Origin of the sequence: Isoptericola sp. NPDC019482 (assembly GCF_040632295.1) — a bacterium.
Lineage (GTDB): Bacteria > Actinomycetota > Actinomycetes > Actinomycetales > Cellulomonadaceae > Isoptericola.
On record NZ_JBEYBQ010000003.1, the window covers coordinates 69,573 to 91,111 of the forward strand.

Genomic DNA, 21,539 nt, shown 5'->3' on the forward strand with positions numbered 1-21,539 from the left:
AGCGCGTCACCGCCCCGAACCGGCGTAGACGACGGCCTCGCCGTCGGCGGAGTCCAGGTCGAACGCGGTGTGGATGGCGCGCACGGCGTCGTCCAGGGCGTCCTCCCGGGTGACCACCGAGATGCGGATCTCCGAGGTGGAGATCATCTCGATGTTGATGCCCGCGTCGCGCAGGGCGCCGAACAGGCGCGCCGAGACGCCGGGGTGCGACTTCATGCCCGCGCCGACCAGCGACAGCTTGCCGATCTGGTCGTCGTACTGCAGCGACGCGAACCCGAGCTCGTCCTGCAGCGCGTTGAGCGCGGCCAGGGTGCTGGGGCTGTCCGCGTGCGGCAGCGTGAAGGAGATGTCCGTGAGCCCGGTGTGGGCCGCCGACACGTTCTGGACGATCATGTCGATGTTCGCGCCCGCGCCGGCCACGACCTCGAAGATACGGGCCGCGGTGCCGGGCTTGTCCGGCACGCCGACGACGGTGATCTTGGCCTCGCTGCGGTCGTGCGCGACGCCGGAGATGATTGGGGCTTCCATCTGGGTTTCCTCCTCGGCCGCCGGGGCGTTCGGGTCGATCGCGTCGCCGTGCGTGCCGGTGACGAGGGTGCCGGTGGTGCTGCTGAACGAGCTGCGCACGTGCACGGGCACGTCGTAGCGGCGCGCGTACTCCACGGCGCGCAGGGCCAGGACCTTCGCGCCGGACGCCGCGAGCTCGAGCATCTCCTCGTAGGTGACGCGGTCGATCTTGCGGGCGCTCGGGACGATGCGCGGGTCGGCGGTGAACACGCCGTCGACGTCGGTGTAGATCTCGCAGACGTCGGCGTCGAGGCCGGCCGCGAGCGCGACCGCCGTCGTGTCCGAGCCGCCGCGGCCGAGCGTGGTGACGTCGTTGGTGGAGCTGACGCCCTGGAAGCCCGCGACGATCGCGACCTGCCCCTTCTCCACCGTCTCGCGGACGCGGTGCGGCACCACGTCCACGAGCCGCGCGCGGCCGTGCACCGCGTCGGTCATGAGGCCGGCCTGCTGGCCGGTGAAGGACTTCGCCTTGACCCCGAGGTTCGTGATCGCCATCGCGAGCAGGGACATCGAGATGCGCTCACCGGAGGTGAGGAGGATGTCGAGCTCGCGCTGCGGGGGGAGGGGGGTGATCTGCCCGGCGAGGTCGAGGAGCTCGTCGGTGGTGTCGCCCATGGCGCTCACCACGACGACGACGTCGTTCCCCGCTCGCTTGGTCGCGGCGATCCGCTTCGCCACGCGCTTGATGCTGTGGGCGTCGGAGACGGATGATCCGCCGTATTTCTGCACGACAAGTGCCATGTCACAACCTTCTGCTGGCCGGCCTCCGTCTCTCTCAACGGTCCGCCGGGGCTTGTGCTTGCCCGTCGATGGTACGTGCCGTCCCGGCGGGGCGACCGCCGCCGTCTCGCATCGTGGCCGCCCGCACGCGCTCCGGGACGCGCGACGGCACGCGCCGTTCTATGTTGGCGTCGTCCACCTGCCACCGTGCCAGGAGACCGACCGATGACAGCACGCCGCTGGACATCCGCTGCCGCCACCGCCGTGGTGCTCACCCTCGTCGCCACCGGAGCTCCCGCCGCCGTGGCGTCCGCCGGGGGCACAGCGCGCGACGACCCGACGGCCGTCGAGGCGGCCGTCGAGGTGACGCCCGCGGCGCCGCCCGACGCCGGCACCGCCCGCACCTTCGGCTCGGACGAGGCGCAGGGCACGAGCGACGACGTCGTCACCGCGACCTCCGACGTCAGCGGGTTCGCGACCGTCGGCGTCACCTGGTCCGGCCCCGCCGACGCCGCCCTGGTCATCCGGGCGCGCACCTCGACCGACGACGGCGCCACCTGGTCGGCGTGGAGCCCGCTGGAGGTCGAGGCGCCCGACCCCGACGCGGCCGAGGGCGGGTCGGCGCCCCTCGTCGTCGGGGACGTGGACCGGGTCGAGGTGACCGTCGAGAACGCGACGGCCGAGGACGTGCGCGACGTCGAGGTCGTCACCATCGACCCCGGCGAGGGTGCGGTGGACCGTGCGGCCTCGGAGCCGTCGCTCGACGTCGACGGCGGCTTCTCGCCGTTCGGGATGGGTGCCGGCGGCGCCGTGTCGCTCGCGGGCGCAGTGGCGACCGGGGACCAGCACGACGGCCCCGCCATCCGCTCCCGCGCCGACTGGGGCGCCGACGAGTCCCTCATGACCTGGACCCCGCGGCAGGGACAGGTCAAGGGCGCGGTCATCCACCACACCGCCGGCACCAACAGCTACACGTCCGCGCAGGTGCCGTCGATCATCCGCGGCATCTACACGTACCACGCGAAGACCCGCGGCTGGGGCGACATCGGGTACAACTTCCTCGTCGACAAGTGGGGCCGCGCCTGGGAGGGTCGCTCGGGCGGCGTCGAGCTGGAGATCGTCGGCGGGCACGCCGTGGGGGTGAACGACGAGACCGTCGGGGTGTCGGTCCTCGGCAACTACCAGCAGGCCACCGTCAGCGACGCGGCCGTGCGCGGCGTCATCGACCTGCTGGCCTGGAAGCTCGCCCTGCACGGCGTCCCCGCCCGCGGGTACACCACCCTCGACGGCGCGCGCGAGGCCAGGATCTCGGGGCACCGCGACGTGGCCGGCACCGCCTGCCCGGGGGCCTCGATCTACCGGCGCCTGACCGAGATCCGCAGCAAGGTCGCGAGCGGCCAGTCCCGGTGGGGACACCTGTGGAACAAGAGCACCGGGTACCTCGTCGAGTACCGGCCGCACCTCTCGCGCGACGAGGTGTGGTTCGTCTCCGGCGGCACCCGGCACCTCCTCACGAGCACCAGGGCGCGGGCCGCCCTGGCCGAGCGGCTCGGCCGCGCCTCGTACGCGAGCCGGTCCTTCCTGACGAGCCTGGAGCGGGGCACCGACTTCGACTCCCGCTGGGCCCGGGTGCCGTCCGGCCGCTACCTCATGCTCGACCGCAACGGCGACCTCATGTGGGCGACGTCCTGCGGCACCGTGCGCCACTGGGGCGGCGACTGCACCGACCCGCGGATCCCCGACCGGGCCAAGAACGCGTTCGACGTCGAGTACATCTCGTACTTCGCCAGGTCGGAGCGCACCGGCTACCTCTACCGGCTCCACGACGGCCGGAGGGAGCGGGTCTACACCCGGGACGCCTGGTGGCGGCTCACCCGCGCGGTCGGCTGGAGCGAGCTGCGGGACGTGAAGGTCACGTCAGCGCTGCTGAACGAGTTCCCCGCCGGCCCCTCGCACCGCTAGGCGCGATGCTCGCGCCCCTGGACCACCGGGGATCGCGCCGTGCGCCTCACGCCCCGTGGACGGTGAGCACGTACCCCTCGGGGCCGACGAACGAGAACATCGGGCCGAACGGCGAGTCCGTGACCGGCGTGAGCACCTCGACGCCGGCAGCGGTCAGCCCGTCGTGGAGCCCGACCGCGTCGGACGTGGCGAACCAGAGCGCGACGCCGAGACCGGGTCGGCCGGCGTCGAGGTCGGTGTCGGGCAGCGGCCCGCGGACGGCGAACGGGACGGGCTCGGTCGCGAAGACGACGGCACCAGGCGGGGCCGCCGAAGCGCGGCGCAGCCCGAGACGCTCCTCGAAGAAGGCGGCGGCCGCGTCGACGTCGCGGACCTGCAGCGCCAGGAAGTCGAGACCGGAAACGGTGGCGGTCGAATGCGTAGCCATGATGCTCTCCTATGTCAGCGTGTTGACATGTCCGACGCTACGACTCCGCTCGCCTTGTGTCAACATGTTGACATGGCTTCCTCGCAACCTGTCTCGCCGCACCCCGCCGCCGACGTCACGGAGCACGTCGGCTACCGCCTGAAGCGCGCGCACTCCGCCCTGCGGGGCGCCCTCGACACCGCGCTGCGCGAGCACGACCTGACCGTGCCCCAGTACTCGTGTCTCGAGGTCCTCGCGCTGCACCCGGGGCTGTCGAACGCCGAGCTCGCCCGCGCCACCTTCGTCACCCGGCAGTCGATGAACCTCGTGCTCCGAGGGCTCCAGGAGGCGGGCCTGACGACCCGGCCCGACGTGGTCGACCACGGCCGGGCCCGCCCGGTGCGCCTCACCGCCGCCGGCGAGCGCCGCCTGAGGTCCGCCCAGGACGCCGTCTACGCCGTCGAGGCCCGCATGGTCGCCGGCATCCCCGGGACGCGCCTGGCCGCGCTGCTGGACGACCTCGACCGGCTCGTCCGCGCCCTCGACACGTGACGCCGACCGGGCGCCGGCGTGCCGCGGCGCGGGGCCTCAGGACCGCCAGTCCTGCCAGACGTCGTAGCCGAGCTTGAGGATGAGGGCGCCCACGACCACGACGAAGATGACGCGCACGAACGCGCTGCCCTTCGCCACCGCCATCCGCGCCCCGACGTACGCGCCCACGAGGTTGGCCGCACCGATCATCAGGCCCAGGCCCCACAGGACGGCGCCGTGCGGGACGAAGAACAGCAGGGCGCCGAGGTTGGTGGCGAAGTTGACGATCTTCGCCAGCGCCGAGGCCGGCAGGAAGGCGTACCCCAGCACGCTGACCAGCGCGATGACGAGGAAGGTGCCGGTACCCGGGCCGAGCAGCCCGTCGTACGCGCCGATGACGAGGCCGATCCCGGCCGCCGTCCAGCGGTGTCGGTTGCCCTCCCAGCGCAGGTTGTCGTGCGCGCCGAGCTTCGGCTTCAGCACCGTGTACGTCGCGACGCCGATCAGGACCACGAGGATGATCGGCTTGAACAGCTCGGCCGGGATACGGCTCGCCAGCGCGGCGCCGCCGAACGCCCCCACCAGCGCCGCGAGCGCCATCGGGCCCGCCGTGGTGAGGTCCGGGCCCACGCGCCGGTAGTACGTCACGGCGCTGGTGGACGTGCCCATGATCGAGCCCAGCTTGTTGGTGGCCAGCGCCTGCACCGGCGAGATGCCGGGCACCAGCAGCAGCGCGGGGAGCTGGATCAGGCCGCCGCCGCCCACGACGGCGTCGACCCAGCCGGCCGTGAGCCCGGCCAGCACGAGCAGCACGATGGTGAGGGTGTCGAGGTCGGGCACGCGGGGAATCCTCGCACGGCACCCCGGTGGGGCACCGCGTCAGGAGTGCAGGGCGTCGTACTCCGCCTCGGCGGCGACGTCGTCGTCGACGTCGAGCCGCAGGTGCGCCAGCACGCCCTGCAGCACGCGCAGCGCCGACGACGCCCGCTCACCCCACACCGACAGGTAGCTGAACTGCCACCACCACAGACCCTCGAGCTCGTGCCCGTCGTCGAAGTGCTGCAGGCCCTTGGCGATCTCCTCGGCGACGCACGCCAGGTCGCCCGACAGGGTGGCGGGGGCGACGTCGGCGCTCAGCGCCGGGTCGGACACCTCGACGTAGTCGTCGAAGCCGTCGAACATCTTCGCGAGCGCGTCGCGCAGCGGGTCGACGTCGGTCTCGGGCCCGGCGTCGGGCTCCCACCGCTCGGCGGGGACGACGTCGACGATGGCGGCGAGGCGCGCGCCCGCGGACAGCAGGTCGGACGTCGCGAGGATGAGCAGCGCGATCTCCGCGCCCGGGGCTGCGCCGGACGCCACCTGCGTGGTCGTCGAGAGGAAGACCCGCGCCTGCGCGGACATCTGCTCGGCGACGTCCCGGAACTCCGATCCCGGCTCGATCTCCCCCACGGTCCTGCCCCCCCTCCCGCCGCGGTGGCGGCGTCGGTGCTGCTGGTCGTGCCCGTCCCGGGGCGTCGGGGCTGGTCAGCCGCCGACGACCCGCCGGCCCTCGAACGCGCGACCGAGGGTCACCTCGTCCGCGTACTCCAAGTCTCCCCCGACGGGCAGGCCGCTGGCCAGACGGGAGACGGTGACGCCCATGGGGGCGATGAGCCGCGACAGGTACGTGGCCGTGGCCTCGCCCTCGATGTTCGGGTCGGTGGCGAGGATGACCTCGGTGACCGTGCCGTCGGCGAGGCGCGTCATGAGCTGGCTGATGCGCAGGTCGTCGGGGCCGACGTTCTCGATCGGGTTGATGGCGCCGCCGAGCACGTGGTACCTGCCGCGGAACTCGCGGGTGCGCTCGATCGCGACGACGTCCTTGGGCTCCTCGACCACGCAGATCACGTCGTCGCTGCGGCGCGGGTCGGCGCAGATGCGGCACTTCTCGGACTCCGCGACGTTGCCGCACGTCTCGCAGAACTGCACGCGCGCCTTGACCTCGGTGAGCGCGTCGGCGAGCCGGCGCACGTCGGCCGCGTCCGCCGCGAGCAGGTGGAACGCGATCCGCTGCGCGCTCTTGGGCCCGACGCCGGGGAGGCGGCCGAGCTCGTCGATCAGGTCCTGGACTGCGCCCTCGTACACAAGGGTCCAGCCTACGGGCTGGCAGGGACGCTCGGGCCGCTCCGGTCGCCGCTCAGACCCAGCCCTGGGCGCGTGCCAGCCGCGCCGCCTCGTGCCGGTTCGCGACGCCGAGCTTCGCCACCGCCGACGACAGGTAGTTGCGCACCGTGCCGGGGGCCAGCGCCGCGCGCTCCGCGATCTCCTCGACCGGGGCGCCGTCGGCCGCGAGCTCGAGCACGTCCGCCTCGCGGGCGGTCAGGGGCGAGTCGCCGGCGGAGATGGCGTCGGCGGCCAGCTCCGGGTCCACGTACCGGCCGCCGTCGGCGACCTGCCGGACGGCCGCCGCCAGCACGGCCGCGGACGCCGTCTTCGGGAGGAACCCTCGCACGCCTGCCGCGAGCGCCTTCTTGAGGTGCCCCGGCCGGCCGTGGCTCGTCACCACGACGACGCCGCACCCCGGCACCTCGGACCGCGCCCGCACCGCGACCTCGATGCCGTCGATGCCCGGCATCTGCAGGTCGAGCACGGCGACGTCGGGCCGGTGCCGCTCGATCACCGCGACGGCCTCCGTCCCGCTGCCCGCCACGGCCACGACCTCCAGGTCGGCCTCCAGGTCGAGGAGCTGGGCGACGGCGTCGCGGATGAGGGTCTCGTCGTCGGCGAGCACGACGCGGATCATGCGGCGGCCTCCCTGGGCTCGGGGTTCTCGGGGGACGGAGCGGGCACGCGGGCGGTGAGCACGAACCGGTCGCCACGGCTCCCGGCGTCGAGCGCCCCACCGACGGCGGCCAGGCGCTCGCGCAGCCCGACGAGGCCGGATCCCCTGCCGTCGGTCGGCCCGGCCGCGGGGACGCCGTCGTTGGTGACGGTGAGCGCCAGCTCGCGCCCGCCGCCGGTGTCGGTGTCGGTGAGGTCGATGCGGGCCTCCCGCGCGTCGGAGTGCCGCACGATGTTCGTGACGCCCTCGCGCAGCACCCAGGCCAGCGCCTCGACCTGCGGGGCGGCGAGGTCGGGAAGGTCGCCCACGACGCGGACCGTCACGCCCGCGGCCCGCAGCACCGACCGGGCGCCGTCGAGCTCCGTGGCGAGGTTCGCGGCGCGGTAGCCGGCGACGACGCCGCGCACCTCGCGCAGCGACTCCTGCGCGAGGGTGCGCACCTCGTCCATCTGATCGGCGCCGCGCGGGTCCCCACGCCGGGCGAGGGCCGCGGCGAGCTCCGACTTCACGGCGACCGCGGACAGGGCCCGCCCGACGACGTCGTGCATGTCGCGGGCGATGCGCAGCCGCTCCTCCGCGACGGCGAGGCGCGCCGCGACGCTGCGGGCGTCGGCGAGCCGGCGCACCACCTCGACGATCCACATCGACAGCCGCACCGACCCGGCCCAGAACATCGTGAGGACGAAGCTGAACAGGGCTGCCGCGACCAGCCCGCCGTCGCCCGCCGTCGCCTGGACGGCCACGGCCACCGCGGCGACGACGACGCCCACGGCAACCAGCCGGCGGCGACCGACCACCACCGCGAGCGCGCCGGTCGTCGCCGCCAGGCAGACGATCGCCGTCGCCGCCCGCGGCGCGACCACCGTCGCGTCCCCTCCGGTCGGGGGCAGGGCCACGAACGCCAGGACCACGACCGCGAGGGTCGTGCCGGCCAGGACCCCGACGACGGACCGTGCCGGCCGCTCCGACGGGCGGGTGAAGCCGACGTGCACGAAGGCCAGGCAGGCCAGGGTGTGGAGCAGAGCCGCGATCGCGAGGGCGAGCGCGGAACCGGTGCTCGGGAGCCCGGTCTCGACGGAGGTCAGCGTCGCGGTGGCGGACAGGTAGAGGAACGGCTCCACCAGCGCGACGAGGTACAGGCTGATGCGGGTGTACACCTCGACGCCCCGCGCGCCGCCGGTCAGAGTCGGTGCGGCGGCTCCGGCGGTCTTCACCGGGCCAGCCTGCCACGACCCCGACCGGTCGTGGGTGTCACCTGCGCGGCTCCCAGCGCATGAAGCGGCGCGCGGCCAGCACGCCGATCGCCGTCCAGGCCAGGAGCACCAGCACCGACAGCCGCCCGGCGGCGACCGTCTCGCCGAACGTCGTCAGGAGCCGGCCGTCGCGGTCGATCCCGGTCATGCCCAGCGTCATGAGGTCGGTGATCGGCCGCAGCGGCGTGAACGTGCCGATGGTGCCGAGGACGCCGGCCACGCCGTCCCCCGTGCCGCTGCCGAGCAGCCCCGCGAACGGCAGGGCGACGATCAGCAGCGGGAAGGTCGTGAGCTGCGCGGACTCGACCGTCCGGGACAGGCCGGACGTCGCGGCCGCAAGCGCCGTCAGCATGACGGTCCCGCCGACCACCGCGATCACCATCAGGAGCGGGTTCGTGAAAGGGGGCGCCTCGAACAGCACCGAGACCGCCACGATGCCCAGCGCGGTCTGCGCGAGCGCCACGACGAACGCCGGCACGGCCGCCCCCGCGAGGATCTCCGACCGCGAGCTCTCGCCGACGAGGTAGCGCTTGAGCACGAGCTCCTCGCGCCGGGCCACGTACGCGACGGTGAGGTTGTAGTAGACGACCATCGCGAGCGCCATGATCGTCAGGACGTTCACCAGCAGGGGGCCCGCCGCGGCGGAGGCGTCGTCGCCGCCCCCGTTGATCGCGCTGAACAGGCCCACCGTCGCCGGCGGCAGCAGGAGCGCGTTGACCAGCGCGGTGCGGTTGCGCACGAGCAGCAGGAGCTCGGACCTCGCGAGCGCCGCGATGCGACGCAGTCCGGGAGCCGCGGACCCGCCGCGGCCCGCGGCGCGGCCGGAGGCGGACGGGTTCCGGGTCGGTGTCGTGGTGGTCATGCCGCTACCTCCGCGGTCTCGTCGTGGGTGTCGTCGGTGTCGTCCATGGCGAGGAACGCCTGCTCGAGGGAGGCGGACCGGGCGTCCAGGTCGTCGAGGCGCAGCTGCCGGGCCTCGGCCCACTGCAGGAGCGTGTGGAGGTCGCCCTGCAGGCTGGTGGTGCGCAGCCGCAGGCGCCCCGTGCGGTCGACCTGGGGGACGTCGACGATGCCCTCGAGCGACGGCAGGTCGGCCGCCCCCGGCACGACGGGGCTGCCTGCCGCGTTGCGGACCACGAACTCCACGCGGGCCGGCTCGGCGCCGACGATGTCGGCCACGGACCCGCTCCGCACGACGCGCCCCGCCTGCATGATCGCGATGCGGTCGGCGAGCTCCTCCGCCTCCTCGAGGTAGTGCGTGGTGAGGAGCACGGTGGTCCCGGCCTCGAGCATGCCCTGGACCAGGCGCCACGTGGCGCGGCGGCTCTCCGGGTCGAGGCCGGTCGTGGGCTCGTCGAGGAAGAGCAGCTCGGGGTCGCCCATGGTGGCGAGCGCCAGGTCCAGGCGACGCTTCTCCCCGCCCGAGAGGCTGGCGACGCGCACGTCGGCGCGGTGCGTCAGCCCGACGGCGCCGAGGACGTCGTCGACCGGGCGCGGGCGGGACAGCGTGCCGGCCCAGGTGCGCGCCGTCTCCGCGACGGTGAGGTCGCCGGAGAACCCGGCGCTCTGCAGCATGATGCCGAGGGAGCCGACGACCTGCCGGCGCTCGCGGTAGGGGTCGTGGCCGAGCACGCGGACCGTGCCGCCGGAGGCGGGCGCGAGGCCCTCGACCAGCTCGACGAACGACGTCTTGCCCGCCCCGTTGGTGCCGAGCAGGGCGACGAGCTCCCCGCGGTGGACGTCGAGGTCGACCCCGCGCACGGCCTCGAACGTGCCGTACCGGCGGCGTGCCCCGCGGACGTGGACGATGGGTTCCGAAGTCATGCCTCCACCCTCCCGGCGGGGCGTCGTCGCAGGTAGTGCCCCCTGTCACCGGCTTCCGTGAGGCCTGCACGGCGGCGCCGTGACATCTGTCATGCCCGCCCGCCGGGTGCGGCAGGATGCTCGCATGGACGGTTCCGCTGACGAGGTCGTGGCGCTGTACGACGAGGCGGGGCGCCCGTGCGGGACCGCGCCGCGGTCGCGGGTGCGCTCGGAGAACCTGCGTCATGCGGCCACCGCGGTCGTGGTGCGCAACGGCGCCGGCGACGTCTACGTGCACCGCCGCACCGCGACGAAGGACCTGTACCCGGGCCGGTACGACTTCTGCGCGGGCGGCGTGCTGCGCTCCGGCGAGGACCCCCTCGACTCCGCCCGCCGCGAGCTGGCCGAGGAGCTCGGCGTCACGGGCGTGGAGCTGGTGCCGCTCGGGTTCGCCGACTACGCCGACGACCGCACCCGGATGCGCGAGTTCCTCTACGAGTGCACCTACGACGGGCCCGTCACGTGGCAGCCGGAGGAGGTCGCCTGGGGCGCGTGGGTGGCGCCCGCCCGCTTCCTGCGCATGCTCGACGAGGTGCCGTTCATGCCCGACTCCGTGGCCAACCTTGCCGGCTGGCTGGACGACCTGCGGCGCGCGGCTCAGCCGTAGGGCGGGTTCAGCCGTCCGTCATCGGGTGGCGGCGACGTCGGCCATGAGGCCCACCGACAACGGCGCGAGCGGGTGCGGGGCCACCGGGGCGGCGGGGTCGACCCAGACGTGCTCCTCGAGCTCGGCGCGCGTCTCGACATCGAAGCCGGCGGGCAGCGCGACCTCGAACACGTGCGCGTCGACCACGTGGTCCGGCTCGTTGGCGGCGACGGCGGTCCGTCGCGCGAGGGGGCGGACGGCGGCCGGGTCGACGACCAGGCCGATCTCCTCGGCGCACTCGCGCACGAGCGCGGCGACCGGCTCCTCGCCGGGCTCGATCTTGCCGCCCACCTGCATGAACGCGGTGGTGCCGCGCTTGCGCACGAGCAGCGCGCGGCCGTCGTCGCGCACGATGACGGCCGCGACGATGTGCAGCGTTGTGACCTCGGTGGGGCTGTGACCGGTCATGTCAGGGCTGCTCCGCGATCTCCTCGATGACCTTGCCGTCCAGCACCTGCACCACGAGCTGCACGCCGACCAGCCCGGTGGACGTGATGTCGGGGTCGTCCGCGGACCAGTCGCCGTACGGGTCGGGACCCGGCGCACCGCCGGGCGACGACGGCCGCCCCTGGCCGCCGGCCTGTCGCGCGTGTCGCTGGACGGCCTCGGCCGGCGACTCCCCGCGGGAGGGGGCCGCGGTCGCCGGGGTGGGCGGGGTCGGCGTGGCAGGAGCCGGGGTGGTCGCCACCGTCGGCGCCGGCTCGGGCCGCGGCGGCCCGCCCGGCCGGCCCACCGACGCCTCGGCCGGCTCGTCGAGCGGCGGCTCGGGTTCGTCGTCGGGCGGCGGCTCGTGCAGGGAGACGCCGGCGAGCCAGGCGGCGTCGGCCTCGTCGGCCGCGAGCGACCCGGGGCCGCCGGAGGGCGAGCCCGTCGCGGCCGGCGCAGCCGCGCCGCCGGAGCGGGGAGCGACGGCGTCCGGGGCGGTCCGGCTCACCTGCCGCGTGGTCCGCTGCGGCGTGCGCGCTGCGGGCGGCTCGACGACCGCGACGGCGGAGTGCGGGCGCGGCTCGCTCGCCGCGACCGTGCTGCCCGAAGGGCGCGTACCGGCCCCCGGGCCCGCGCCGCCGCCCCCGGACCGGGCCTCGCCGGGCGGGGCGACGTCGGGGCGCGGCGAGTCGTCGAACGGCACCGAGTTGTCGGGCCGCGCCGAGTCGTCGGGCCGCGCCGAGTCGTCGGGGTCCTCGGGGGCGTCACCGCCCGGGTCGGACGCGGCCGCGGGGCTGCCCGCCTCCCGCGGGCGCGGGCCGGAATCCTCCTCGACGATCTCGATCCGCACCGCGACGCCGAGCGCCTGGTAGACGGCGTCCGAGATGGTCTCCGGCCGCCCCTGGCGCGCCAGCGCGACGACCGCCGGCGCGAACCCGAGGGTCAGCACGTCGCCCTCGAGGCTCCGCACCTGGGCGTTCTCGCCGAGGAACGCTGCGGCCCGCGGGCTCGGGATGGCGGCCAGGACCTCGCGCCACCGCCGCCGCACCACTTCCGAGGTGACGGCGCTCTCGGGAGCGGACGGCGCGGGCTCCGGCTCGACGGACGTCACCGGCTCGGCCGGCTCCTCCACCACGGACTCCGGCTCGGCCGACGGGCCGGAATCGTCCCGCTCGGCGGGAGTCTCCGGTGCGGCGGACGCCTGAGGCTCGGCCTCCGCAGGCTCCGGCTCAGCGGACGGCGCCGGCTCGACGCTCTCCTCCCCCACGGGCTCTCGCTCGTCGGACGGCACGGCCTCGACCGACTCGTCCGCCACGGACTCCGGCCCGACGGACGAACCGGACTCGACCTGCTCGACGGACGGCGCGGCCTCGGCCGGCTCGGCCGCTGCGCGCTCCGGCGCGGGATCGGGCTCGCCGACGTGCTCGGACTCGGCAGCCGGGCGTCGGCTCGCCTGCAGGGCGGCCCGCGCGGCGGCGGCGCCGCTCAGCCCACCGGCTCCACCCGTCGTCACGGGCCCGGACGGGGACGGCGTCGCAGGCGCGGCCGTGGGCGCCGCCGGGGCACGACCGTCAGCGGGGGCGGCCGTGGGCGCCGCCGGGGCACGACCGTCAGCGGGGGCGGGGGGCACGGGTGCGCCGCCCGCGGCGATGACACCGCGCTCCAGGCGGTCGATGCGTGCGGCGAGCCCCTCCGCGCCGTCGTCCGCGCCGGGCAGCAGCAGCCGCGCGCAGAGCAGCTCGAGGTGCAGGCGCGGCGAGGTGGCGCCGGTCATCTCGGTGAGCGCGGCGTTGACGAGGTCCGCCGCGCGCGACAGCTCGGACACCCCGAGGCGCCCCGCCTGGACGCGCATCCGCTCGAGCTGGTCGGCGGGCAGGCCGCGCAGCACGGCCTCCGCGGCGTCGCCGGAGACGGCGATGACGATGAGGTCGCGCAGCCGCTCCAGCACGTCCTCGACGAAGCGGCGCGGCTCGTGCCCGGTGGCGATCACCTGGTCGACGACGCGGAAGATCGAGGCGCCGTCGCGCGCGGCGAGGGCGTCGACGACGTCATCGAGCAGGGTCGCGTGCGTGAAGCCGAGCAGGCCGACCGCGGTGTCGTACTCGACGACGCCGCCGGTGGCGCCCGCGATGAGCTGGTCGAGCACGGACAGGCTGTCGCGCACGGACCCGCCGCCCGCGCGGGTCACGAGCGGCGCCACTCCCCCGCCGAGCTCGACGCCCTCGGCGGCGGTGAGCTGCTCCAGGTAGGGGCCCAGCACGTCCGGCGGCACGAGCCGGAACGGGTAGTGGTGCGTGCGCGAGCGGATGGTGCCGATGACCTTGTCGGGCTCCGTCGTCGCGAAGACGAACTTCACGTGCTCGGGCGGCTCCTCGACGATCTTGAGGAGCGCGTTGAACCCCGCGGACGAGACCATGTGGGCCTCGTCGATGATGAAGATCTTGTACCGGTCGCGCGCGGGGGCGAACGTGGCGCGCTCGCGCAGGTCGCGCGCGTCGTCGACACCGCCGTGGCTCGCGGCGTCGATCTCGACGACGTCGAGCGAGCCGGGGCCGCCGCGCCCGAGCTCGACGCACGACGGGCACTCCCCGCACGGGGTGTCGAGCGGGGTCTCGGGTGTGTTGCGCGCGCAGTTCAACGTGCGCGCGAGGATGCGGGCGGACGTCGTCTTGCCGCAGCCGCGCGGCCCGGAGAACAGGTAGGCGTGGTTCACGCGCCCGCTGCGCAGGGCCTGCATGAGCGGTGCGGTGACGTGCTCCTGGCCGATCACCTCGGCGAACGTCTCGGGCCGGTAGCGGCGGTACAGAGCGGTGGTCACCGCCCCCACGATAGACGTCGGGACCGACACGAACACACCCCCGCACGCCCCCCGCCGATCTGCGAGAGCACCGATACCCTCCAGCCATGACAGAGCGCATCGAAGGTCTCGACGTCTACGCCGCGTCCTCGTACCGGGTCGCCGTCTCCTCCGGCAAACGGGTGACCCGGAAGGTCCCGCTGGTCGCCAGCGTCGACGTCGAGACCGGCGAGGTGACCTTCGCGGTCGCCAAGGAGGACATCGAGCTCCTGCGACGCGACTGACCCCGCGCCGAGGCGCCACCAGGCCGCAGACCCGCTCAGCGGTGCAGCGCCTTGCGCGCCGGCCGGTTCCCGACCCACGGCACGACCTGCACGATGACGATGATCACCGCGACGGCGACCAGCACGACCATCCAGGTGCAGCAGGGGGACACCGGCCTGGCCCTGACCACGGCCTCCGGACGCCAAATGTGAGTGACTCACATTCGAGCTACGGTGGCCGGGTGCCCCCTACCTCGCCCCGCGCGCAGCGCACGCGGGGCCGCATCGTCGACGCCGCGCTCGACCTCTTCGAGCGGCAGGGCTACGACGCGACCACGACGACGCAGGTCGCCGCCGCCGCGGGCGTCACGCAGATGACGTTCTTCCGCCACTTCCCGACCAAGGACGCCGTCGTGGTCAGCGACCCCTACGACCCGCTGATCGCGGACGCCGTGGGCGCGCAGCCCCGCGACCTCCCTCCGTTCGAGCGCGTCCGCAGGGGCATGCTGGCCGCGCTCGGCGACGTCGCGCCGGCCGACGACACCACGGCGCTCCGACGGGTCGCCGTGGTCGCCGCGAACCCGCGCCTCCGCGCCGCCGTCGTCCTCGCGACCGCCACGACCGAGCGCGCGATCGCGGACCGCCTCGTCGCCGACGGCGTCCCGCGCCTCGACGCGACCGTCGCCGCCGCCGCCTGCCTCGGCGCCTGCACCGCCGCGCTGCTCGCGCGCACCGACGCGAGAGTCCCGCTCGCCGGCACCGTCGCCCGCGCTCTGGAGGTGCTCGATGCCTGACCCCCTGCTGCTGGACGACGTCCGGCACACGTTCACCGGCCGCCACGGCGCCCGCGAGGCACTGTCCGGGGTGTCCCTGGCCGTGGCCCCGGGCGAGGTCGTCGCGATGATCGGCCTCAACGGCGCCGGGAAGACCACGGCGCTCCGGGTGGTCACGGGCCGGCTGCGCCCGACGGCGGGCGCAGCCCGGGTGCTCGGTCACGACCCGGCACGCCTCCCGGTCGGGGCCGCACGGCGGTTCGGCCACGTCGTGGGCGCGCCCCTCGTGGACCCCGCCCTCACCGTCACCGAGAACCTCCGCGTCGCGGCCCAGCTGCACGGCCTGCCGCGCGGCGCCGTCGAGAGCGCGGCGGCCGCGGTCGCCGACCGGCTCGACCTCACCACCTGGGCGCACGCGCGCGCCCGCACGCTCTCCCTCGGCAACGCCCAGCGGCTCGGGGTGGCCTGCGCCGTCGTGCACTCCCCCGAGGTGCTCGTCCTCGACGAGCCCACGTCGGCGCTCGACCCGCGCGGCGTCGTGCTCGTGCGCGAGCTGGTGCAGCAGCGGGCGTCGGCCGGCGCCGCCGTCCTCGTCTCCAGCCACCACCTCGACGAGGTGGCGCGCGTCGCCGACCGCGTGCTCGTCGTGCACGCCGGCCGCGTCGTCGGGGCCCTCGACCCGGGCGGGAGCGAGCTCGAGCGACGGTTCTTCGACCTGGTCCTCGCCGCGGACACAGCGGGAGCCGGGAGCGCGACGGGGGGTGCAGCATGAGCGCGCTGGGCACCGCGCTGCGCGTCGAGGCCCTCGGCTGGCGCCGCTCGACGGTGCAACGCCTCGCGACGCCGCTGCTGATCGCCCTGGTGCCGCTCGCGTCGGTCGGGATGACGGCGCTCGCCCGGTCCGGCGCCGTCGCCGGGGCGGGCGCGGCCAAGCTGGCCGACTACGCCGCCGGCGACCTCGCGACGACGCACCTCGTGGTGGCCGGCCAGATCCTCTCGGTCGCCGTCCTCATGGCCGGCGGGTTCGCGGTCGCGGCGACGTTCGGCCAGCCCCTCGCGGACGGCCGCGCGGGCGCCTGGTTCGGCCTCGCGACGCCGCGCGGCACGCTGGCGCTCGCGCGGGTGCTCGTGGTGCTCGGCTGGGTCGCCGCGTGCGTGGTCGCCGCGGTCGCGCTGACCGTCGGGGCGTCGGCCGCCGCCGCGGCGTCGGTGTCCGCGCCGTTCGGCCCGGAGGCGTGGGAGGCGGCCGCACGGGCCCTCGCGGCCGGCCTGCTGGGCGCCGGCCTCGTGCTGCCGTTCGCCGCCGTCGCCACCGCGACCCGCAGCGCGCTCGCCACCGTCGGGGCGCTGATCGGCGTCGTCGCGCTGACGCAGGTCGTCGTGCTGGTCGGGGCGGGCGCGTGGTTCCCCTACGCCGTCCCGTCCCTGTGGACGGGCACCGGCGGCCCGGGCGCGGCGGCCGAGGTGGGCGTCGGCGCGCTCGCGCTGACCGCGGCCGTCGCCCCCGCCGCCGCGGTGCTCGTCGTCGCGCAGTGGCGGCGCCTGACCGGCGTGTGACCGACCTTTCAGCAGATGGGCGGCCGGGCGGGCGTCAGTGCGTCATGACCGGCCGCAGGTAGAGGCCCGGGGTGCAGCCGCCCTCCCCCGGCTCGAGCTGGATCCGGCGGAAGTCGGAGAACTGCCACGCCGGTTCGCCGTCCGGGCGCACGGCGACGACGCAGTCCCGCGACCGCACGACACCCGCGGTGGCCACGAGCTGGTCCCCCTCGCGCTCGGTGCGCACGTCGACGAACGCCGGGAACGCCCCGCGCACGGCCCGCTCGGCGTCGTCGGCGGAGGCGCCCTCGGACAGGCCGTCGACGACGGCGAGCAGCTCCTGCCCCGCGTCCGGGCCGAGGGACGGCAGGGGCGTGGGGTCAGGGGTCGCCGCCACCATGTCGTCCGGGCACCGGAACTCCTCGAGGTCCGCGGTGTCGTCGTACTCGTGGGCCCGCACCAGGAGGTGCCAGCACGACGTCGCCTGCCCGGCCGAGCGGCTGTCGCCGAAGATCGCGTCGCTCGACGATCCGTCCACGTCGACGGCGATCGACAGGTCGACCCGCGCGCCGTCCGGGTCTCCCGACGCCCCCTGCCAACCGAGGACCTGGACGTCGTACCGGGCGGCCGGTCCCCCGGCCAGCCGCGGGTCCTGCACCGCGCGCTGTGCGAGCGTCTCCGCGTCCAGCGGCTCGGCGAAGTGCCCCTCCACGTCGTCGGCGATCCCGATCGCGGTCCGTTCGACGAGCTCCTGGGCGTACCCGTCCCCGTCGTCCGGCGTGGTGAGGTCGTGGGCCCACCACGCGCCCAGCACGACCAGCAGCACGAGGACGGCCACCACCGTCAGGACGATCCCCAGCACGACGCGCGCCAGGATGCTCGGCGGCGGGTGTCGGCGGTCCTCGGCCTCCTCGTCGAAGAGCATGCCCGGATCATGCCGGTCGGACCGCTCGCGCACCAGGGGTCGCGCGGATCTGGTCAGTCCCGGGCGGTGTACAGCTCGGGCACGCAGCCGGGCCCACCCGGCTCGACCGCGGCCGGGTCGATGCCGGACAGCTCCCACACCGGGGCACCGTCGGGGCGCACCGCGACGACGCAGTCCGCGGTCCCGGGCGTGCCGACCGCGACGACCAGGTCGCGGCCGGAGCGATGGAGCGCCTGGGCGACGGCGTCGTCGTCGTACACGCCGAAGGACGACGCCGGCGGCGGGTCGCCGAGCGTGACGATGATCTGGCCCTCCCCCTCGACCGCACAGTCCCGCTCGTCCCGGTCGGCGCGCTCCCGCCCGGGGCGCACCACGAAGTGCCAGCACGACGTGGCAGACCCGGCCGCGCGCGCCCTGCCGAGCATCCCGGTCGACGGGTCGGCGGCCACGTCGACGCGGACGCTCACGTCGACGGTCGTCCCGCCGTCGTCGCTCCAGCCGTCCGGCCAGACGGCGTACGTGACGCCGTCCGCGGCGGGGCCCGACGGCGCGACGTCGACGACGTGCGCGGCGAGGCGGGTGGCGTCGAGGGGCGCGCCGGACGGGTCGCGGACGTCGTTGAGGTCGGCGGCGAGCCGGTCCGCGACCTCGTCCGCCAGGTCGTCGGCCATCCGCGCGCCGTCGACCGGGACGGCCTGGAGGGTCAGCGCCGCGGCGGGCAGGACGAGCGCCGCCACCACCAGCGCCGCCACGACCCGCCGGACCCCGCGGCGGCGGACCGGCGCGTCGTCGGTCCCGCCGTCGATGTCCACGCCCGGATCATGCCGTGCGCACCGGCGTCGCGCCAGGGCCGGGAGGCCAGGTCAGCGGTGCAGGACCTTGCGCGCCAGGCGGTTCCCCACCCACTGCACGACCTGCACGATGACGATGATCACCGCGACGGTGACCAGCACGACCATCCAGTTGTAGCGCTGGTAGCCGTACCGCAGGGCGAAGTCACCGAGCCCGCCGCCGCCGATGAGGCCCGCGATCGCGGACATGTCGAGCACGGCGATGAACAGGAAGGTGTAGCCGAGGATCAGCGGGGCGAGCGCCTCGGGCACGAGCACGGTCGTGATGATGCGCCACGACGACGCCCCCATCGCGCGGGCCGCCTCCACGACGCCGGGGTCGATCCCCACGAGGTTCTGCTCGACGATGCGCGACGTGCCGAACGCCGTCATGACCGACAGCGGGAAGATGAACGCCTCGGTGCCGAGCGTCGTGCCGACCACCTGCAGCGTCACCGGCCCGAGCAGCGTCACGAAGATGATGAACGGGATCGGGCGCACGATGTTGACGACGACGTTGAGGACGCCGAACACGGCCTTGTTGGCCAGCAGGTTGCCCGGCCGGGTCACGTAGAGCGCGAGCCCCAGCGCCAGGCCGGCGATGCCGCCGGTGAGCAGCGCGATCGTGACCATCTGCAAGGTCTGGCCGAACGCCTCCCACAGCAGCGGCCACAGGGTGGACCAGTCGCGGTTCATCAGGCGCCTCCGAAGTTGCGCAGGTTGTCGCCCCGCAGGACGGCGTCACGGGCGGCCCCGTACGGGTCGCCCAGGTCGTCGCCGGGATCGGGTCGCTCGCCCTGCGGGTCATGCTCGGCCCGCACGGCGCGCGGGTCGTCGGCGGGCCGTGCGGCCGTGCCGAGGTCGACGACGTCGGCGTGCTCGCGCAGGGCCGCGAGGAAGGTCGCGATGCGGTCGTCGGGGGCGACGAGCTCGACGGTGAGCGAGCCGAACGGCCGCTGGCCGACCTCGCTGATGCCGCCGAAGACGACGGAGCCGTCCACCTCGTGCTCGCGCAGCAGGCGGAAGAGCTCGGTGCCGGAGCTCGCGCCCTCCCGCACGCCCACGGTGACGAGGCGGCCGGGGTGCCGCTCGCGCAGCCGGGCGAGCGCGTCGGGCGAGGGCCGGTCGTGCATGGACGTGCCGACGAACCGCTGGGCGGCGTCGGCGCTCGGGGCGGAGAAGACGTCGTACACGTCGCCGACCTCGACGACCTTGCCGTGCTCCATGACGGCGACGCGGTCGCAGAGCGAGCGCACGACGTCCATCTCGTGCGTGATGACGACGATGGTGAGGCCGAGCTCAGCGTTGACGCGGCGCAGCAGGGCGAGCACGTCGCGCGTGGTCTCGGGGTCGAGGGCGGACGTCGCCTCGTCGGCGAGCAGGATGGTGGGCGACGTCGCGAGGGCGCGGGCGATGCCCACGCGCTGCTTCTGCCCGCCGGAGAGCTGGCGCGGGTAGGCGCGCGCCTTGTCGGACAGGCCGACGAACTCGAGCAGCTCGGCCACGCGGGCCGCACGCTTCTCCTTGGGCCAGCGCGCCACCTTGAGCGGGTAGGCGACGTTGCCCGCGACGGTGCGCGAGCTCAGCAGGTTGAACTGCTGGAAGATCATGCCGATGCGCGCGCGGATCCCGCGGATCTTGCGCTCAGGCAGCCCGGTGAGGTCGGTGCCCTCGACGAGCACGGAGCCCGCGGTGACGGTCTCCAGCGCGTTGACGAGGCGCACCAGCGTGGACTTGCCCGCGCCGGAGTAGCCAATGACCCCGAAGATCTCGCCCGCGCGGACGGTGAGGGACACGTCGTCGACGGCGCGCACCGCGCGGTCGCCCTCGCCGAACGTCTTCGACACCCCGCGCAGCTCGATCGCCGGCGTCCCGGGGGCCGGTCCGTCCGTGTTGTCGCTCACCTGTTCGTCCTCACTGGTCTGCGCTCACTGGTCTGCCCGTCGTCCGCGCGACCGGTCTGCGGTCCATCGTGCCCAGCACGACGGCCGGGGCGCGCGGGCTGGCCCGCGCGCCCCGGCCGTCGTCGGGTCAGGACGCGTTGCGGATGTCGTCCTCGAGGCCGGACAGGATCTCCTGCAGCTCCTCGGGCGAGTTGTCCTTGATGACGGCGGTGTCGCCCGAGGCCTCCTGCTCGGCGGCGACGACCTCGTCGGAGTGCGAGATCTCCGCGAGCTTCTTCAGGTCGGGGTCGTCCTTGTCCTCCGCGCGCGCCACCCACACGTTGATGTACGGGGCGGCGGCGTCGGAGTCGGGGTCGTCCTGGAACAGCGCGGTCTCGGGGTCGAGCCCGGCGTCCTTGAGGAAGTCGTTGTTGACGATGGACGCGTCCACCGACTTGAGCTGGATCGGCGTCTGCTCGGCGGCGACCGGGGTGACGGTGACCTTGGAGCTGGGCAGCACGTCGGCCTCGGTGGAGACGGCGCTGCCGCCGTCCTTGAGCTCGATGAGGCCGGCCTCCTGCAGCACGAGGAGCGCGCGGGCCAGGTTGGTCGGGTCGTTCGGCACGGCCACCTCGCCGCCGGCGGGGATCTCCTCGAGGGAGGTGTGCTTCTCCGAGTACAGGCCCAGCGGGTAGACGGCGGTGGCGCCGATCGGCGTCAGGTCGTCGTCGGCGTCGACGTTGTAGCCGGCGAGGAACTGCAGGTGCTGGAACTGGTTCGCGTCCAGCTCGCCCTGCGAGAGGGAGGGGTTGGCCTGCGTGTAGTCCTGCAGGTCGACCAGCTCGATCGTGAGGCCCTCGGCCTCGGCCTGCTCCTGGAAGACGGCCCACTTGTCGTCGGACGCTCCGACGACGCCGATGCGGAGCGTGCCGTCGCCCTCGGCGTTTCCGGAGCCGCCGCCGCAGGCGGACAGGGTGACGGTGGTCGCGGCCGCGATCGCGGTGACGGCGAGGAGACGGGTACGGGCGGGGTTCCGGGACATGGTGGTCCTTCCGGGCAGGCGCCGGGTACGGCGCCGGTGTGCGGGGTGGGGTGCGGCGGCCACGGCCATCAGCTCGAGGCGGCGGGAAGCGGGGTTCCCCGGCGGGCCGGGGAGGGGCGACGACGACGTCGTCGGGTGCGATGCCGGTGAGGCGTCAGCCGAGCTCGCACATTCGGCGCGTGCCCGTGCGGCCCGGGGTCGTCGCGGCACGGCACATCTCGCCGCGACGGCAGGAGCGCGCGGTCGAGATGGCTGCGGGAGCGATGCGGGACATGCCCTCAGAGTGACCACCCGC

23 protein-coding genes are annotated in these 21,539 nt (G+C 74.9%); 7 read left to right on the forward strand and 16 right to left on the reverse strand.

The window, feature by feature from the left end; all coding sequences use genetic code 11:
• Positions 1 to 6: 6 nt before the first annotated feature.
• Complete coding sequence (locus ABZ493_RS03460; protein WP_430580785.1) at positions 7 to 1,308, reverse strand: aspartate kinase; 1,302 nt, start codon at positions 1,306 to 1,308, stop codon at positions 7 to 9.
• A gap of 204 nt (positions 1,309 to 1,512) precedes the next feature.
• On the opposite strand from ABZ493_RS03460, the gene ABZ493_RS03465 reads away from it, so the two are divergent.
• Positions 1,513 to 3,249 (forward strand): N-acetylmuramoyl-L-alanine amidase, encoded by a 1,737-nt coding sequence (locus ABZ493_RS03465; RefSeq protein WP_430580786.1) that lies wholly within the window; start codon positions 1,513 to 1,515, stop codon positions 3,247 to 3,249.
• A 46-nt stretch (positions 3,250 to 3,295) separates the two neighbouring features.
• Here the strand turns inward: ABZ493_RS03465 and ABZ493_RS03470 are convergent, their stop codons facing one another.
• Positions 3,296 to 3,676: a VOC family protein gene (locus tag ABZ493_RS03470; RefSeq protein ID WP_430580787.1), complete on the reverse strand. Its 381-nt coding sequence runs from the start codon at positions 3,674 to 3,676 to the stop codon at positions 3,296 to 3,298.
• Positions 3,677 to 3,748: 72 nt separating this feature from the next.
• Between ABZ493_RS03470 and ABZ493_RS03475 the strand changes: the two genes are divergently transcribed.
• Positions 3,749 to 4,207 (forward strand): MarR family transcriptional regulator, encoded by a 459-nt coding sequence (locus tag ABZ493_RS03475; RefSeq protein ID WP_430580788.1) that lies wholly within the window; start codon positions 3,749 to 3,751, stop codon positions 4,205 to 4,207.
• 36 nt (positions 4,208 to 4,243) lie between these two features.
• On the opposite strand, the gene ABZ493_RS03480 is transcribed toward ABZ493_RS03475, so the two are convergent.
• The 7 genes from ABZ493_RS03480 to ABZ493_RS03510 form a co-directional block, all read right to left on the reverse strand.
• Positions 4,244 to 5,026: a TSUP family transporter gene (locus ABZ493_RS03480; protein WP_430580789.1), complete on the reverse strand. Its 783-nt coding sequence runs from the start codon at positions 5,024 to 5,026 to the stop codon at positions 4,244 to 4,246.
• Between the two features lie 39 nt (positions 5,027 to 5,065).
• The gene (locus ABZ493_RS03485) at positions 5,066 to 5,635 is read right to left on the reverse strand and encodes a DUF5063 domain-containing protein (RefSeq protein WP_430580790.1); all 570 of its coding nucleotides are present in this window, start codon (positions 5,633 to 5,635) and stop codon (positions 5,066 to 5,068) included.
• A 75-nt stretch (positions 5,636 to 5,710) separates the two neighbouring features.
• Positions 5,711 to 6,310, reverse strand: a complete 600-nt coding sequence (gene recR, locus ABZ493_RS03490) for a recombination mediator RecR (RefSeq protein WP_430580791.1) — start codon at positions 6,308 to 6,310, stop codon at positions 5,711 to 5,713.
• Positions 6,311 to 6,362: 52 nt separating this feature from the next.
• Positions 6,363 to 6,968: a response regulator transcription factor gene (locus ABZ493_RS03495; RefSeq protein WP_430580792.1), complete on the reverse strand. Its 606-nt coding sequence runs from the start codon at positions 6,966 to 6,968 to the stop codon at positions 6,363 to 6,365.
• Positions 6,965 to 8,221, reverse strand: coding sequence for a histidine kinase (locus ABZ493_RS03500; protein WP_430580793.1), 1,257 nt, complete (start codon positions 8,219 to 8,221; stop codon positions 6,965 to 6,967). Before ABZ493_RS03500 ends, ABZ493_RS03495 begins: the two co-directional genes overlap by 4 nt.
• 37 nt (positions 8,222 to 8,258) lie before the next feature.
• On the reverse strand, positions 8,259 to 9,122 hold the full coding sequence (locus ABZ493_RS03505; protein WP_430580794.1) for an ABC transporter permease: 864 nt from the start codon (positions 9,120 to 9,122) through the stop codon (positions 8,259 to 8,261).
• The gene (locus ABZ493_RS03510) at positions 9,119 to 10,084 is read right to left on the reverse strand and encodes an ABC transporter ATP-binding protein (protein ID WP_430580795.1); all 966 of its coding nucleotides are present in this window, start codon (positions 10,082 to 10,084) and stop codon (positions 9,119 to 9,121) included. The genes ABZ493_RS03505 and ABZ493_RS03510 overlap by 4 nt, the downstream gene beginning before the upstream one ends.
• Before the next feature lie 124 nt (positions 10,085 to 10,208).
• Between ABZ493_RS03510 and ABZ493_RS03515 the strand changes: the two genes are divergently transcribed.
• Positions 10,209 to 10,730 carry an NUDIX domain-containing protein gene (locus tag ABZ493_RS03515; RefSeq protein WP_430580796.1) on the forward strand — a complete coding sequence of 174 codons (522 nt, stop codon included), beginning with the start codon at positions 10,209 to 10,211 and terminating at the stop codon, positions 10,728 to 10,730.
• Between the two features lie 18 nt (positions 10,731 to 10,748).
• Here ABZ493_RS03515 and ABZ493_RS03520 read toward each other — a convergent pair whose 3' ends face one another.
• Positions 10,749 to 11,177, reverse strand: coding sequence for an NUDIX domain-containing protein (locus tag ABZ493_RS03520; protein WP_430580797.1), 429 nt, complete (start codon positions 11,175 to 11,177; stop codon positions 10,749 to 10,751).
• Between the two features lies 1 nt (position 11,178).
• The gene (locus tag ABZ493_RS03525) at positions 11,179 to 14,013 is read right to left on the reverse strand and encodes a DNA polymerase III subunit gamma and tau (RefSeq protein ID WP_430580798.1); all 2,835 of its coding nucleotides are present in this window, start codon (positions 14,011 to 14,013) and stop codon (positions 11,179 to 11,181) included.
• Between the two features lie 86 nt (positions 14,014 to 14,099).
• Between ABZ493_RS03525 and ABZ493_RS03530 the strand changes: the two genes are divergently transcribed.
• The 4 genes from ABZ493_RS03530 (at position 14,100) to ABZ493_RS03545 (ending at position 16,585) form a co-directional block, all read left to right on the forward strand.
• Positions 14,100 to 14,276 (forward strand): hypothetical protein, encoded by a 177-nt coding sequence (locus ABZ493_RS03530; RefSeq protein WP_430580799.1) that lies wholly within the window; start codon positions 14,100 to 14,102, stop codon positions 14,274 to 14,276.
• Positions 14,277 to 14,497: 221 nt separating this feature from the next.
• Entirely contained in the window at positions 14,498 to 15,049 is a 552-nt protein-coding gene (locus ABZ493_RS03535) for a TetR/AcrR family transcriptional regulator (RefSeq protein ID WP_430580800.1), read from the forward strand.
• Entirely contained in the window at positions 15,042 to 15,800 is a 759-nt protein-coding gene (locus ABZ493_RS03540) for an ABC transporter ATP-binding protein (RefSeq protein WP_430580801.1), read from the forward strand. The genes ABZ493_RS03535 and ABZ493_RS03540 overlap by 8 nt, the downstream gene beginning before the upstream one ends.
• Positions 15,797 to 16,585: an ABC transporter permease gene (locus ABZ493_RS03545; protein WP_430580802.1), complete on the forward strand. Its 789-nt coding sequence runs from the start codon at positions 15,797 to 15,799 to the stop codon at positions 16,583 to 16,585. The genes ABZ493_RS03540 and ABZ493_RS03545 overlap by 4 nt, the downstream gene beginning before the upstream one ends.
• A 34-nt stretch (positions 16,586 to 16,619) precedes the next feature.
• Here ABZ493_RS03545 and ABZ493_RS03550 read toward each other — a convergent pair whose 3' ends face one another.
• From ABZ493_RS03550 to ABZ493_RS03570, 5 genes are all read right to left on the reverse strand, one after another.
• On the reverse strand, positions 16,620 to 17,489 hold the full coding sequence (locus ABZ493_RS03550; RefSeq protein WP_430580803.1) for a hypothetical protein: 870 nt from the start codon (positions 17,487 to 17,489) through the stop codon (positions 16,620 to 16,622).
• Between the two features lie 53 nt (positions 17,490 to 17,542).
• On the reverse strand, positions 17,543 to 18,301 hold the full coding sequence (locus ABZ493_RS03555) for a hypothetical protein (RefSeq protein WP_430580804.1): 759 nt from the start codon (positions 18,299 to 18,301) through the stop codon (positions 17,543 to 17,545).
• Positions 18,302 to 18,352: 51 nt separating this feature from the next.
• Positions 18,353 to 19,015, reverse strand: a complete 663-nt coding sequence (locus ABZ493_RS03560; protein WP_430557304.1) for a methionine ABC transporter permease — start codon at positions 19,013 to 19,015, stop codon at positions 18,353 to 18,355.
• Positions 19,015 to 20,223: a methionine ABC transporter ATP-binding protein gene (locus ABZ493_RS03565; protein WP_430580805.1), complete on the reverse strand. Its 1,209-nt coding sequence runs from the start codon at positions 20,221 to 20,223 to the stop codon at positions 19,015 to 19,017. The genes ABZ493_RS03560 and ABZ493_RS03565 overlap by 1 nt, the downstream gene beginning before the upstream one ends.
• 127 nt (positions 20,224 to 20,350) lie before the next feature.
• On the reverse strand, positions 20,351 to 21,244 hold the full coding sequence (locus tag ABZ493_RS03570) for a MetQ/NlpA family ABC transporter substrate-binding protein (protein ID WP_430580806.1): 894 nt from the start codon (positions 21,242 to 21,244) through the stop codon (positions 20,351 to 20,353).
• Positions 21,245 to 21,539 lie beyond the last annotated feature (295 nt).

Bases quoted from the DNA above. Each gene is read 5' to 3' on its own strand.
- ABZ493_RS03505 (WP_430580794.1), bottom strand. From the start codon at position 9,122: ATGACCACCACGACACCGACCCGGAACCCGTCCGCCTCCGGCCGCGCC.
- ABZ493_RS03515 (WP_430580796.1), top strand. From the start codon at position 10,209: ATGGACGGTTCCGCTGACGAGGTCGTGGCGCTGTACGACGAGGCGGGG.
- ABZ493_RS03560 (WP_430557304.1), bottom strand. From the start codon at position 19,015: ATGAACCGCGACTGGTCCACCCTGTGGCCGCTGCTGTGGGAGGCGTTC.
- ABZ493_RS03520 (WP_430580797.1), bottom strand. From the start codon at position 11,177: ATGACCGGTCACAGCCCCACCGAGGTCACAACGCTGCACATCGTCGCG.
- ABZ493_RS03470 (WP_430580787.1), bottom strand. From the start codon at position 3,676: ATGGCTACGCATTCGACCGCCACCGTTTCCGGTCTCGACTTCCTGGCG.
- ABZ493_RS03510 (WP_430580795.1), bottom strand. From the start codon at position 10,084: ATGACTTCGGAACCCATCGTCCACGTCCGCGGGGCACGCCGCCGGTAC.
- ABZ493_RS03460 (WP_430580785.1), bottom strand. From the start codon at position 1,308: ATGGCACTTGTCGTGCAGAAATACGGCGGATCATCCGTCTCCGACGCC.
- ABZ493_RS03570 (WP_430580806.1), bottom strand. From the start codon at position 21,244: ATGTCCCGGAACCCCGCCCGTACCCGTCTCCTCGCCGTCACCGCGATC.
- ABZ493_RS03495 (WP_430580792.1), bottom strand. From the start codon at position 6,968: ATGATCCGCGTCGTGCTCGCCGACGACGAGACCCTCATCCGCGACGCC.
- ABZ493_RS03540 (WP_430580801.1), top strand. From the start codon at position 15,042: ATGCCTGACCCCCTGCTGCTGGACGACGTCCGGCACACGTTCACCGGC.
- ABZ493_RS03465 (WP_430580786.1), top strand. From the start codon at position 1,513: ATGACAGCACGCCGCTGGACATCCGCTGCCGCCACCGCCGTGGTGCTC.
- ABZ493_RS03545 (WP_430580802.1), top strand. From the start codon at position 15,797: ATGAGCGCGCTGGGCACCGCGCTGCGCGTCGAGGCCCTCGGCTGGCGC.
- ABZ493_RS03475 (WP_430580788.1), top strand. From the start codon at position 3,749: ATGGCTTCCTCGCAACCTGTCTCGCCGCACCCCGCCGCCGACGTCACG.
- ABZ493_RS03550 (WP_430580803.1), bottom strand. From the start codon at position 17,489: ATGCTCTTCGACGAGGAGGCCGAGGACCGCCGACACCCGCCGCCGAGC.
- ABZ493_RS03530 (WP_430580799.1), top strand. From the start codon at position 14,100: ATGACAGAGCGCATCGAAGGTCTCGACGTCTACGCCGCGTCCTCGTAC.